We start from the raw sequence: 13,584 nt of genomic DNA, 5'->3' as shown, positions 1-13,584 counted from the left end.
GCGCAATTTCGGCTCTTTCCTGAGCGGCTTTTTTTTCGGCTGCGGCTTTTTTCTCGGCTGCGGCTATGGCTGCTTTATGTGCTGCTTCAGCTCTTTCTTGTTCTGCTTTTTTCTCGGCAGCAGCTTTGGCTTGGGCAAGCAACTGGGTTTCGAAAGGCGTCAGTTTGGCTTTATTCATAGAAAACTTGGTTGGCTGCATATTTGAGGTATCGGTAATGTTGGTTTTGCCATAAGTTTGCTTCGGTAGGGCGGTAGCGATATTTATTCCACCCATTGAGTGTTCAAAAATCAAAGCGTTTAGTGTAGAAGAAGTCGTTTGCCCTTGTCCTGTTGTGTTTGAGATCGCAGGAGATGTGTGGATGGTAGTTTGCCCATGATTAGCGAGTGCAGACAGAGTTTGTTTTGACATAATTTGTATTTCCCATGTTTGAACATTACGGATTCATACCCGTAGCAATGTAACGATATGGTGTTCCTTTTATCAAATAGAGGAGTTTCCCTGTGTAAGAAAAATACTGCTTGCGGCAGAAGTTTTCGACTAAAAACCGATTTAAAGGTTGTTATCTTCAATCGGGCGGGCCGTATCTATTCGTTTTTCTGATGGTGTGTTGCCTTAGAGAATAAGGAAAACCTTTTATGGTTCGGACTCCGGCCGTTTTGATTGTTTGTTGCATATCTAGACGGTCGAACCTCTTATCATTTCATTCATTCACGTTATCTGTACTGTATTTTGGGTTGTTTAGGTAATTTAACCTAGATTAAGTAAGATTGCGAGATTGTTTATTAGTTCACTGTAACCAGAATAAATGTTCCTTTTTGACTGGGGAAGTGAGCTAATATTCGAAATGAGTAATTGAGAGTAATTCTAGCATGACAAATAAGAAAATGATAAGTTCATAATGAAATATTTGGGTTGGAAATTTAATATATTGAAAATATTACTAATTATATTTAGTAATTAATTTGAGAAAGTAGATTTTTTCGAAAAAACTGTTGTTTTTTGTACCGTTTGGCAAGATAAACTACCGTTTGTTTGTGAAAAAAAAGGTCGTCTGAAACTTTTCAGACAACCTTTTTGTTGGTTTGCTTCACACTTCGATTTTATTGGGCGTGAAGGTTTCCCATTTGTTGCAGGCAGGGCAGTGCCAGAAGAAGACTTGGGATTTGAAGTGGCAGTTGCGGCAGCGGTACATGACGCTGCGTTGGAGTTGGCGGCCGATGACGGAGCGCATCATGTCGGCGTCGGCTTTCCATGCGGGATTCATGTCGCTGATTTTCAAACCGAGCAGGCGGTATACGCCGTTGAGGTCGGGTTTTTGACGCACGAGGTCGATGGCAAGTTGGGCGGCTTCGCTTTCGCCTTTGAGCAGCAGGGCTTTTTCGTAGATGACGTTGATGAGGTCTAAATCGGGGAAGGTCTGCATATAGCCGATGAGCCGGTTTAACCCTTCTTCCTGTTTGCCTTGGGCGGCGTAGGCTTCGTAGAGTTTTTCGCCAACCATGCTCAGGTAGGCATGGTTTTGCTGCTCGATGGCGCCGTATGCCTCGACAGCGGCGGGGAAATTGCCCTGTTTGGTTTCGATGTCGCCCAAAATCATGTTGGCGCGGGCGCATTTTTTGTTGGCGTCCAAGGCTTTTTGGACGTTGTAACGGGCGGCGTCAAGATTGGATTTGAACAGCGCGGTTTGGGCAAGTTCGCAATAAAACTGTGCAATTTCAAATTGGTAGGTCTGCTCGTCGTGGCTGAGGAGTTGCGCGGTTTCGATGGCTTTTTCCCAGTCGCGGTCTTGCTGGTAGATGCTGAGCAGGTGCTGACGGGCTTCGCGCGCCATGTTGCCTTCCTGCAAGCCGATGAAGATTTGTTCAGCGCGGTCAACCAAGCCTGCGCTTTGGTAGTTTTGCGCGAGTTCGAACAACACCCGCGCGCGTTTTTCGTTGACGGTATCGGGCGAGTCGAGCAGGGCTTGGTGCATATTGATGGCTTTGTCGTTTTCGCCGCGTTGGCGGTAGAGTTTGCCCAAAGTCAGGTTGAGGTCGTAAGACTGCGGCTGCTGGTCGATGACTTCCGCCAGTTCGCGGGCGGCACGGCCGCTGTTGCGGTCAACCAATGCGTCCAGACTTTTGTAAAAGCCGGCAGGCACGCTTTTCGCCTGTTTCAACACGGTTTTCATGTCGATACGGGCGGCAAACCAGCCCATGGCGAAAAAGACGGGCAAAAGGGTAATGGGCAGGAGGATGACCCACAATTCGTTGTCCATGTGATTCCTTTTTTAAGGCTTGGGCGTTTGTACGGGTTGTTTGGCAGGGGCGGTCGTTTGCGGTGCGGGTTGCTGCGGTACGGGGGCGGCAAGGTCTTTTTCGCTCAAATGCGCGTGTTTTTTAACTTCGGCACGCAGGCGGTTGTTTTCGCTGCGCAGCGCCAAAAGTCTGCCGAACAGGGCGAACATGCCGAACACGATACCGATGACAAACGCGCCGAAGAGGACGACAATCAGCGGTAAATCGGCTTTCTGACCGGGCAGGTAGTGGAAGGCGACGCTGTCGGTATTGATGACGGCGAGCAGTAAAAACAATAATAAAATGATGACTTTGATAATGGTATAAATCAGTTTCATGGATGTCTCTGGCGGTATGCCTGTCGGAAAGTTTTGAAAAGGTCGTCTGAAAATTCAATAGGCGGTCGATAGGGATTCCGTTTCCGAACCCGTTTGCCGCAGATGCGGCTTAGTTTAAACGATTTGGATTGTTTCGGATAGGATGTGCGGCAGTTTTCAGACGACCTTAGGCTTCATTATATAGTGGATTAACTTTAAACCATTACGGCGTTGCCTCGCTTTAGCTCAAAGAGAACGATTCTCTAAGGTGCTGAAGCACCAAGTGAATCGGTTGCCGTACTATCTGTACTGTCTGCGGCTTCGTCGCCTTGTCCTGATTTAAATTTAATCCACTATATATATGTAGTACACGGTAGGCATGATTGCCGACAATTCGTATGCGTATCGGAATGGATGGTTTTCCGTATTTCGTTATCAGGCAAGGGCTTGGGCGAAAGCTGTTTGCGAAACAAGTATTCGGACTTGTCAAAACCATCCGTACAGGCGTATCTTTCAACTTTTAATATCTAAACAGAACCAAACAGAATAAGAAAGGCAATCACCATGAGCAGACCCGTACCCGCCGTGTTCGGCAGCGTCTTCCACGCCCAAATGCCCGTTATCGCCCACAAGGACGGCAAATGGCAGCCGACCGAATGGCAAACTTCCTCAGACCTCACCCTCGCGCCCGGCGCGCACGCCCTGCATTACGGCAGCGAATGCTTTGAAGGTTTAAAAGCCTTCCGTCAGGCAAACGGCAAAATCGTCTTGTTCCGCCCGACGGCAAACATCGCCCGTATGCAGCAAAGCGCAGATATTTTGCACCTGCCGCGCCCCGAAACCGAAGCCTATCTGAATGCCCTGATCGAATTGGTCAAACGCGCCGCCGACGAAATTCCCGATGCGCCTGCCGCGTTGTATCTGCGTCCGACGCTCATCGGTACCGACCCCGTTATCGGCAAAGCCGGTTCGCCGTCCGAAACCGCGCTGCTTTATATCCTCGCGTCTCCGGTTGGCGACTATTTCAAAGCCGGTTCGCCCGTGAAAATTTTGGTTGAAACCGAACACATCCGCTGCGCACCGCACATGGGCCGCGTCAAATGCGGCGGCAACTACGCCTCCGCCATGCCTTGGGTACTGAAGGCAAAAGCCGAACATGGCGCAAACCAAGTCCTGTTCTGCCCGAACGGCGACGTACAGGAAACCGGCGCGTCCAACTTTATCCTGATTAAAGGCAATGAAATCATTACCAAACCGTTGACCGACGAATTCCTCCACGGCGTAACCCGCGATTCTGTGCTGACCGTCGCCAAAGACTTGGGCTACACCGTCAGCGAACGCAATTTTACCGTGGACGAACTCAAAGCCGCAGTCGAAGAGGGCGCGGAAGCGATTCTGACCGGCACCGCCGCCGTCATCTCTCCCGTAACCTCTTTTGTTATCGACGGCAAAGGAATCGAAGTGAAAAGCCAAGAACGCGGCTACGCTTTGCGCAAAGCATTGACCGACATCCAATACGGTTTGGCGGAAGACAAGCATGGCTGGTTGGTTGAAGTGTGCTGATTTGATTTCGTATTGATGTAATCGGTGAAAGGTCGTCTGAAAAGGATAAAATGCTTTTCAGACGACCTTTTTTATGGTTAATGGAAATAGAAAAATTCCTGCCAGCCATTATTTTTTTATCAGAGAAGTATGGCAGGTACAATGCTTTAATATTTTGGATTTCTGATGGCGGGGGTCGTCTGAACATACTGTTCGGATGATGGATTAATTTTAATCGGAAAGGTGTTTTTCTTGCCTTGTATCCATCATTGCAAAAGAGATAACGTTACATGGAAGAACCAAAAATACACCTACTACGCGATAAGCAGATTAGGCCGCATGACAAGCGGCGACATGCCCCGCCGTTTTGGCAGGCGGACAGACCGTATCTGCACGAACACCATATTTCCGATGCGCGCTTTCGCAGGCTGGGCTACATCATGGCGATGTTGGCAGGTGCGATCAATGCGGGCGGTTTCTTTGCGTTTGCACGCTACACGTCGCACGTTACCGGCTCGATGTCGCTGCTGGCGGACGCTGTTTATCTGCGTGAATGGATAACGGCGGCAGTGGCTTTAATCAGCGTGTTGTGTTTTGTGGTCGGCGCGGCGCATTCGGGCTGGGTGGTTTTGTGGACGCAACAGAAGCGGTTTCGCGGCAGCTTTGGGTTTTCCATGTGGCTGGAAGCGGTTTATCTGCTGATATTCGGCTTGTTCGGACTGACGACATCGCAGTGGAACATTGGAAGCGGGAATATGGTTTTCCCGTCTTTGGCTTTGTTTTTATTGTGTTTCATCATGGGAATGCACAATACGGTGATGACGCTTTTATCAGGCGGCGCCATCCGTTCGACGCACATGACCGGCACGGCGACCGACTTGGGCATCGAGCTTTCGCGCGCGCTGTATTATTCGAAAAAACATCATCCGCGCCTGCCGCATGTGCATGTCAATAAGCCGAAGATGTGGCTTTTGGGTGGAATGATGTGGTCGTTTTTGTTGGGTGGGGTGATTGGTGCGTGGGGCTATCATCAGATAGGCCACCATTTTGCCTTGCCGGTCGCACTGGTGTTGTTTGTGTTGGGCGCGGGATCGGTCGGTTACGATGTGCGTTTGAGGCTGAAATATATGTTGATAAGGTATGTCAGCAGCCGTTATGGGAAAGAATAGGTGTTGCAAACGCCTTGAGGAACCAAACTTCATTACGGCAATCTTACTGAATACGCAGAATAGAAAACCGGAATGTCAGTTTGCGGTCAGTTAGGTAATATCGGGTTAAGCGAGATTTATTGCGCCGCAATCTTGGCTATCATGCTGTTTCAATCTGTTTTGAAGGGTTTGCAGCCCGCCGAAACATCGTTGGAATACATGATCCGCTTTTCAGACGACCTTCGTTGTCGGAGCGGTATTTTTTGAAAGGAAATCTCAATGAAATTCTTGAAACCTTTGACCGTTGCCGCGTTGGCCATTCCTTTGGCACTGACCGGCTGCGTAACCGACCCTGTAAGCGGACAACGCAACACCAGCAAAACCGCCGTGTACGGCTTGGGCGGCGCGGCAGTGTGCGGCATCGTCGGTGCACTGACCCACGGCGGCAAAGGCGCGCGCAATTCCGCGTTGGCATGTGGTGCGATTGGTGCGGGCGTAGGCGGCTACATGGACTACCAAGAGAAAAAACTGCGCGAAAACCTGAAAAACACCAACATCGAAGTGGAACGCCAAGGCAACCAAATCAAGCTGGTGATGCCTGAAAACGTCACCTTCGCCACAGGCAGCGCGGCATTGAGCGATCAGGCGCGTAACGCTTTGGCGACCGCCTCCGAAACGCTGGTGCAATACCCCGACACGACCTTGACGATTAACGGTCATACCGACAACACCGGCAATGACGCCATCAACGAACCGCTGTCCCGCAACCGCGCACTTGCCGTTGCCGATTACCTGCAATCCCGCGGCGTGAACGGCTCGCGCCTGACCACCGCCGGCTACGGCTCACGCCACCCGATTGCATCTAACGCCACCGCCGAAGGCCGCGCCCAAAACCGCCGCGTTGAGATTTTGATCAATCCCGATCAAAACGCCATCAAAGCAGCGCAACAACAAATGTAATAAGCTATCCGTCTGAAGATAAAGTTTAAAGGTCGTCTGAAACAAAATCAGGTTTCAGACGACCTTTTATATGGAAGTAATGCGGGCCGGATGTCCGAATACCTCAAGACAATTTGAGGTCGGAGGCAATAATGAAATGGTGGAAATGTAGGAAACAAAAAAAGGAGGCAATCCCCCACAGGATTGCCCCAATACCTCAAATCAGAGATTTACGCTTCACAAACAATACAGGCTTTCGCCTGCGGCTTTACCTGCACGGCTCAACTCCGTGCGGGTAAACTTTTGCTCCGAGGGAGTGAGGCTCGGAACATCCGCTGCAAACTAAGGAGCTTGCTACGGGAAACCAGAGTATCGTATTTGCCAGTAGGGCTGTAATTCGATGTAGTGAAATTTACGCTAAATTTTTAGGTTTGCCAAGAGGGGGATATGATTTTTTTATGCTGTTTTTGTATTTGCAATATTTCAAAAAATCTAAATTATTTAAAACTATATGCTATTAAATTAATATTTATATAAAAATAATAATTATATTTTCATAATTTTGGAATTATATTCTTGATTGTGTGGTTAATGATATTAATTTGGATAAAATGTTATTTTATAACTTTTTGATTTTAAATGAAATTAAATTTAATATATTAATTAAAAAGTTATATTATCTTTACGTTTTGAGGATATGGCTTGGGGATTCGACTGCATTTTAGGTTAATTAGGGTTAAATCTCTATTTTATCCAAAGAGTTAATGTGAAAAATTCTCAATTGAAAATTTGTTACTATCGTTGTTAATTTTCGATTTAATAGAAATGATAAAAGCCCGAATATGACGGGCTTTGCTTTTTATTGTAACTGTATGTAATTCAATAAAATCCCTGTTCGCCTTCGGGACGGGTTTTGAAGCGTTTGTGCAGCCAGAAATATTGTTCGGGATTTTCCCTTGCCCGCGCTTCGATAAAGTCGTTCATGCGTTGGGTGTCGGCTGCAACGTCGTCTGAAGGGAAGTTTTCCCATGCCGGATAAAAGCGCAGCGTAACGGTGTTGTCGGCATTGCGCGTGGGGATGGCGGGGATGACTTTGGCTTTCGTCATGCCGGCGATGCGGCTTAAGCCTGTAATCGTGGCGGTGGGGATGCCGAAGAAGTTGACGAAAATGGAGTCGTTGCGGCCGAAATCTTGGTCGGGCAGGTAAAGGAAGGGGGTGTTGCTTTTGCGCAGTTGCTTGATAATCGCGCGCAGGCCTTCGGTGCGGCCGATGAGGAAGACGTTGTTGTAGCGGTGGCGGCCTTTGAGGATTTGTTCGTCCAACGCTTTGTTTTTTTGGTGCGAATACATGCTGGTCAGCGGCACGTCCTGATTGAGGGTGTAAACCGCCATTTCAAATGCGGTGAAGTGCGGATAAAGCAGGATGACTTTTTCGCCCGCCGCGAGCGCATAGTCGAGATGGTGTTTGTCTTGATAATGCACAAACTTGCGCAGCCTGTCGGCAGGCGCGTACCAATACAGGCCGTATTCGAGCATCAGCTTTGCCATGTGCTGAAAATGGCGTTTGAGCACGGCTTTGCGTTTGTCTTCGCTCCATTCGGGAAAGCATTTTTTGAGGTTGGTCTCGCCGACTTTGCGGCGCGGTTTGACGGCGTAATAGGCGAGGATGCCTACTGCGTCGGCGATTTTGTGTATGGCCTTGAAGGGCAGGAGCTGGATGAGGTAGAGGAGGAAAAAGGCGGCTTTCATGGCGGCTGTTGGGGAATGGGGCGGGAAAAAGGAAATTATAACGGAAAGGTTTGTTGTCCAGTCAGAGAGTAGGAGTCTGAGTAAACTTGTTTTGGCGAAACCCGCCACGCTTGTTTTCAGACGACCTTTTCACCATTGGAAGCGTCCCCGTTTGACTTTCATTCCGTTCGGATTCAACTGCGCGGCAAGTCCGTGGTTGCGCAGGGCGTGGGTCAGGGCGACGGCGAGTCCGTCGGCGGCATCGGATTGGGGCGTGCCGGAAAGGGAGAGCATTTGCACGACCATGTGCTGCACTTGTTCTTTCGCTGCCTTGCCTTTGCCGACGACGGCCTGTTTGACTTGCAGGGCGGTGTATTCGGATACGGGCAAGCCGTGCATGACCAATCCTGCCAATGCGGCGCCGCGCGCCTGTCCGAGCATAAGTGTGGAGGCGGGATTGACGTTGACGAATACCTGTTCTACGGCGGCCTGTTGCGGCCGGTAGGTTCGGACGATTTCATCGATATGGCGTACGATGACGGCGATGCGTTCCGACAGCGGTGCGTCCGGAGGGGTTTTGATGCAGCCGGAGGCGATGTAGAAATGCTCGCGGCCGCGGACGTCGATGACGCCGAAGCCGGTTACGCGGCTGCCGGGGTCTATGCCTAGGATGCGGGTGGTTTGTGAAGCAGAAGTCATGATTATGCTGTTGAGGCGGTGAAACCGGGATTATAGTGAAATCAATATAAAACGGATATGGGTTGCGATGTGTCTTTTCAGACGACGTTTTCACGATTTATGGTTTGTTTACGCAAGAGGGGCATATACTGGTTGGTCAAATTGGTTATCGCTATTCGGTTGTGTAAGAAATATTTGAAAGGAACGGACAGGATGAAACCCTTGTATATTTTGGTTGCGGCCTTGACGGCTTTGCCTGTGTTGGCGATAGCGGAAGTCCGCCTTTATGGCGAAATCAAAAGCGGCGTTGAAGCGTCGCGCATTAAATCGAGAGACAGTTCGGTATCACATAGCGGCATATATGATTCAGGCAGTTATATCGGTTTGCGCGGCTCGCTACCCATCGGTAGTGGGAATAATGTGTTGTTTCAGGCAGAACAGGATACGCCGGTAGGTTCGCGCAGCCTGTCGCGCACGGTTTGGCATAGTCCTTCCCCCCATTCGGGCAATATGGGAGACGATGCGGCAGGGCAGTTTGGGAAATATTGAATTTTTTGTCGTTCGTGTAATGAAAAGGTCGTCTGAAAACCGATTTTGGGGTTTTCAGACGACCTTTGCCGTTTTGTTTAAGCTTCCTTGTTTAAACCCAGCTTTTCAGCAATTTTGTTCCACACGGCTTCCAGCGGAATGGCTTTGAGCAGGCGTTTTTTGCCGGATGTATTGATGCTGTCGGGGTGGGGTAGGTCGCCGAAATCACCCGCCCAAATAACCTCAGCATTGTCGGAATAGGGATGCCATCTGTCCAGCCATGAGGGACCGAACAGGGCGATTTGCGGTTTGTCCAGTGCAGCGGCGATGTGCATGGGGGCGGAATCTACGCCGATGAAGAGTTTGCAGCCGTCGATGGCGGCAGCCAGTTCGCGCAGGTTGAGGTTGCCCGACAGTGTCCATAATTTACCGCCTTCGGGAATTTTGACGCGTTCTAAAACCGCATCGATCATTTGTTGTTCGGTTGCTGAGGGTGCGGCGGTTAAAACGACGTTTTGACCGTGGTTGAGCAGTAATTGGACGATGGCGGCGTTTTTGCCGTCTTCCCAGCATTTGAATTCCCAACGCGCGCCCGGGTGGAATAAGACATAATCCTCCCCGTTCCAGCCTTGTTTGTTCAGCTTGCTTTGCAAATTCGAGCGGGCATCTTCGCCGATTGCCATCATCACTTTTGCCGGCGGTGTTTCCTCAGGCCGGATAAGCGGCGGCAAAACGTTCATATGATATTCGGTAATGTGGCAGCCGCGTCCGGCTTCGGGGTTGAGGAAGTCGTGGCACCAACGCCAGAAAAAGTGGTCGCGTTTGATATGGCTGATGCCGACGCTGCATTGTGCGCAGAATTTGGCGAGTATTGCCGAGCGCCATTGGTCGGACAGGTTGAACGCCCAGTCGTACCTGCGCTTTTTCAGGCGCGAGAACAGCTTTTTCTCTTCGCATAGCTGGGTTTTCAACCCCTGCTTTTTCCAGGAGCGGTCTATGGTGAAGATTTCGGCAATTTCAGGATTGTCGCTGATGATGTCGGCGGTTTCCCGGTAAACCAGCATGTCGATTTCGCAATCGGGAAAGCGGGTCTTGAGGGCGTGGACGACGGGCGTGGCTAACAGGACGTCGCCGTGGTGGCGCAGCTTGATGACTAAAATACGTTTCGGTTGGGCCAGGGACATAGTTTGCTTTCGGCGGATGGATTTCTGTCTGCCTATTGTAAAACGAAACGGCACAATGGCGAACTGCCTTTTTATGGTCGGAAGGATGGTGTTCGAGGCAGTATCGTTGCACGATATGCGCTTGCCTTTCGGATACGATAGAATGCGGACAATTAATCCCTAGAATAGCGGGCGTACCGTTTTCAGACGACCTTTGTCCCGCGTACCTGCCATGAATATACTCAAACATATCGTCCTCATTGGTGTCGGGTTGATCGGCGGCTCGTTCGTGTTGGACTTGAAACGGCTCGGATTGGTCGATACGGTAACCGGCATCGATTTGGATCGCGACAACCTTGACCGTGCGATTGAACGGCGCGTCATCGATCGTGCCTACACGCAAATCGACGCTTTGAGTATGCACGAAGCGGATTTGGCCGTTATCGCTACGCCTGTTTCCACATTTCCCGACATTTGCCGCACCGTCCGACCTTATTTGAACGCGCATACCGTGGTTACCGATGTGGGCAGTACCAAACAATCTGCCGTTCAGGCTTTCCGCAGCGTCCTGCCCGAACATTTGTCCCGTTGCATCGCAGCCCATCCGATTGCAGGCTCTGACAGGAGCGGCGCGCTTTCCGCACAGTTCGGATTGTTTCAGGACAGGAAGCTGGTGATCACGCCGCACGGGGAAGAAGATGAACAGGCCGCCGGCTTGGTTGAAAACTTGTGGCGGGCAGTCGGGGCGCAGACTTTCCGTATGAGCGCGGAAGAACACGATGCCGTTTTTGCCGCCGTTTCCCATATGCCGCATCTTGCCGCCTTCGCCTATGTCCACCAAATCGCCGATCATCCCGATGGTCGGCGCTACCTCGAATTTGCCGCGACGGGCTTCCGTGATTTTACGCGCATCGCATCCAGTCATCCCGCTGTATGGACGGACATCTGCCTTGCCAATAAAAACAGCCTGTTGGATTTGATTGGCGGCCTGCGTACCCAGTTATCCGAACTCGAACGCATCCTGTCCGAAGAAGACCGCGCCGCCCTTTACCGCTATTTTGCCTCTGCCAAACAAACCCGTGATGAATGGCTGGAACGGCAGTAGCAGGTTTGAAAGAGCAGTTTCAGACGACTTTTATATAAGACCTTTATATAAATAGATAGTTAAATCAGGTCGTCTGAAAACAAAGCTTCGTCAAAACCCTTTATCCGAACAGGACAACTCTTGCTATAATTGCCCGATAGACACAATAAGCCCGCAAAGACACACCATGAGCCACACTCCGTTATTAGACACCATCCATCTGCCGCAGGATTTGCGCAGGCTGGATAAAAGCCTGCTGCCGCAGGTTGCCGCCGAATTGCGGGCATTCCTACTCGAATCCGTCGGTCAAACCGGCGGGCATTTCGCCAGCAATCTGGGCGCGGTCGAGCTGACCATCGCCCTGCACTATGTGTATAACACGCCCGAAGACCATTTGGTTTGGGATGTCGGCCATCAAAGCTATCCGCACAAAATCCTCACCGGCCGCAAAAACCGGATGCACACCATGCGCCGCTACGGCGGCTTGGCGGGTTTCCCCAAACGCAGCGAGTCCGAATACGACGCGTTCGGCGTAGGGCATTCCTCCACCTCCATCGGCGCGGCTTTGGGCATGGCGGCGGCAGACAAACTCTTGGGCAGCGACCGCCGCAGCGTCGCCATTATCGGCGACGGCGCGATGACGGCGGGGCAGGCGTTTGAAGCCTTGAACTGTGCGGGCGACATGGACGTGAACCTGCTGGTCATCCTCAACGACAACGAAATGTCGATTTCCCCTAACGTCGGCGCGCTGCCGAAATACCTCGCCAGCAACGTCGTGCGCGATATGCGCGGCGTGTTGAGCACCATCAAGGCGCAATCGAGCAAGGTTTTGGACAAGCTGCCCGGCGCGATGGAGCTTGCCCAAAAAGTCGAGCACAAAATCAAAACGCTGGCGGGCGAAGCCGAACACGCCAAGCAGTCGCTGTCTTTGTTTGAAAACTTCGGTTTCCGCTACACCGGCCCCGTGGACGGCCACAACGTCGAGCATCTGGTTGACGTATTGAAAGATTTGCGCGGCCGCAAAGGCCCGCAACTGCTGCACGTCATCACCAAAAAGGGCAACGGCTACAAACTCGCCGAAAACGACCCCGTCAAATACCACGCCGTTGCCAACCTGCCCAAAGACGTTTCAGACGACCTCAAAACTTCAACGTCGTCTGAAAAAGAAAACAAGCCTGCCGCCAAACCGACCTATACGCAAGTGTTCGGCAAATGGCTGTGCGACCAGGCGGCGGCAGATTCCCGATTGGCGGCGATTACCCCCGCCATGCGCGAGGGCAGCGGACTGGTCGAATTCGAACAACAATTCCCCGACCGCTATTTTGATGTCGGCATCGCCGAGCAGCACGCCGTTACCTTTGCCGGCGGTTTGGCTTGCGAAGGCATGAAGCCCGTCGTTGCCATTTATTCCACCTTCCTCCAGCGCGCCTACGACCAACTGGTGCACGACATCGCCCTGCAAAACCTGCCCGTTTTGTTTGCCGTCGACCGCGCGGGCATCGTCGGCGCGGACGGCCCGACCCATGCCGGTTTGTACGATTTGAGTTTCCTGCGCTGCGTGCCGAACATGATTGTTGCCGCGCCGAGCGATGAAAACGAATGCCGCCTGCTGCTTTCGACCTGCTATCAGGCAGATGCCCCCGCTGCCGTCCGCTATCCGCGCGGCACGGGAACAGGCGCGCACGTTTCAGACGGCCTCGAAACCGTAGCTGTCGGCAAAGGCGTCATCCGCCGCCAAGGCGAGAAAACCGCATTCATCGCCTTCGGCAGCATGGTCGCCCCCGCATTGGCGGTTGCCGAAAAACTGAACGCCACCGTCGCCGATATGCGCTTCGTCAAACCGATAGACGAAGAACTCATCGTCCACCTTGCCCAAAGCCACGACTACATCGTTACCGCCGAAGAAAACGCCGAACAAGGCGGCGCAGGCAGCGCGGTGCTGGAAGTATTGGCTAAACACGGCATCTGCAAACCCGTTTTGCTTTTGGGCGTTGCAGATACCATAACCGAACACGGCGATCCGAAAAAACTTTTGGATGATTTGGGCTTGAGTGCCGACGCGATGGAAAAACGCATACGCGGATGGCTGCCGGCAGCTTGAATTAAAGCTGCTAGCAAATAACGCCGCGCCGTTGCAAGCAATGAATAAAGGTCGTCTGAAAACTGATTTTCAGACGACC

The 13,584-nt window shown here is 51.4% G+C and carries 11 protein-coding genes and 1 pseudogene; 6 read left to right on the top strand and 6 right to left on the bottom strand.

The features are described 5' to 3' along the window. The 3 genes and pseudogenes from HMPREF2954_RS11410 to HMPREF2954_RS03185 form a co-directional block, all read right to left on the bottom strand. A pseudogene (locus HMPREF2954_RS11410) lies at nt 1-409 on the bottom strand (hypothetical protein); the annotation flags it as partial. Nucleotides 410-1,088: 679 nt separating this feature from the next. Then, entirely contained in the window at nt 1,089-2,258 is a 1,170-nt protein-coding gene (gene lapB, locus HMPREF2954_RS03190; RefSeq protein ID WP_003761889.1) for a lipopolysaccharide assembly protein LapB, read from the bottom strand. Between the two features lie 12 nt (nt 2,259-2,270). After that, nucleotides 2,271-2,615 carry a LapA family protein gene (locus HMPREF2954_RS03185; RefSeq protein ID WP_009311116.1) on the bottom strand — a complete coding sequence of 115 codons (345 nt, stop codon included), beginning with the start codon at nt 2,613-2,615 and terminating at the stop codon, nt 2,271-2,273. A 543-nt stretch (nt 2,616-3,158) separates the two neighbouring features. Here HMPREF2954_RS03185 and ilvE point away from each other — a divergent pair. The 3 genes from ilvE (at nt 3,159) to HMPREF2954_RS03170 (ending at nt 6,244) form a co-directional block, all read left to right on the top strand. After that, nucleotides 3,159-4,157, top strand: coding sequence for a branched-chain-amino-acid transaminase (gene ilvE / locus HMPREF2954_RS03180; protein WP_070688997.1), 999 nt, complete (start codon nt 3,159-3,161; stop codon nt 4,155-4,157). Between the two features lie 269 nt (nt 4,158-4,426). After that, the gene (locus tag HMPREF2954_RS03175) at nt 4,427-5,305 is read left to right on the top strand and encodes a YoaK family protein (RefSeq protein ID WP_045073388.1); all 879 of its coding nucleotides are present in this window, start codon (nt 4,427-4,429) and stop codon (nt 5,303-5,305) included. Between the two features lie 258 nt (nt 5,306-5,563). Continuing rightward, complete coding sequence (locus HMPREF2954_RS03170) at nt 5,564-6,244, top strand: YiaD family glycine zipper/OmpA-like lipoprotein (protein ID WP_045073390.1); 681 nt, start codon at nt 5,564-5,566, stop codon at nt 6,242-6,244. Nucleotides 6,245-7,102: 858 nt separating this feature from the next. Here the strand turns inward: HMPREF2954_RS03170 and HMPREF2954_RS03165 are convergent. Continuing rightward, the gene (locus tag HMPREF2954_RS03165; RefSeq protein ID WP_070688996.1) at nt 7,103-7,972 is read right to left on the bottom strand and encodes a lipid A biosynthesis lauroyl acyltransferase; all 870 of its coding nucleotides are present in this window, start codon (nt 7,970-7,972) and stop codon (nt 7,103-7,105) included. 129 nt (nt 7,973-8,101) lie between these two features. Further along, nucleotides 8,102-8,650: a crossover junction endodeoxyribonuclease RuvC gene (ruvC, locus tag HMPREF2954_RS03160; protein ID WP_049227516.1), complete on the bottom strand. Its 549-nt coding sequence runs from the start codon at nt 8,648-8,650 to the stop codon at nt 8,102-8,104. A gap of 192 nt (nt 8,651-8,842) precedes the next feature. Here ruvC and HMPREF2954_RS03155 point away from each other — a divergent pair, with 192 nt between their 5' ends. Then, complete coding sequence (locus HMPREF2954_RS03155; RefSeq protein WP_045074629.1) at nt 8,843-9,178, top strand: porin family protein; 336 nt, start codon at nt 8,843-8,845, stop codon at nt 9,176-9,178. Between the two features lie 77 nt (nt 9,179-9,255). On the opposite strand, the gene rfaQ is transcribed toward HMPREF2954_RS03155, so the two are convergent. After that, entirely contained in the window at nt 9,256-10,341 is a 1,086-nt protein-coding gene (gene rfaQ, locus HMPREF2954_RS03150) for a putative lipopolysaccharide heptosyltransferase III (protein WP_045074626.1), read from the bottom strand. Between the two features lie 211 nt (nt 10,342-10,552). Between rfaQ and HMPREF2954_RS03145 the strand changes: the two genes are divergently transcribed. Further along, complete coding sequence (locus HMPREF2954_RS03145) at nt 10,553-11,425, top strand: prephenate dehydrogenase (RefSeq protein WP_045074623.1); 873 nt, start codon at nt 10,553-10,555, stop codon at nt 11,423-11,425. A 166-nt stretch (nt 11,426-11,591) separates the two neighbouring features. After that, a complete protein-coding gene (gene dxs, locus HMPREF2954_RS03140) occupies nt 11,592-13,505 on the top strand; it encodes a 1-deoxy-D-xylulose-5-phosphate synthase (protein WP_070688995.1) in 1,914 nt (637 codons plus the stop codon). The last annotated feature ends 79 nt before the right edge of the window (nt 13,506-13,584 follow it).

The organism is Neisseria sp. HMSC067H09 (assembly GCF_001814135.1).
In the GTDB taxonomy this organism is placed as follows: domain Bacteria; phylum Pseudomonadota; class Gammaproteobacteria; order Burkholderiales; family Neisseriaceae; genus Neisseria.
Note: the sequence above shows the minus strand (reverse complement) of the source record. Positions and strands in the feature narration are given on the sequence as shown.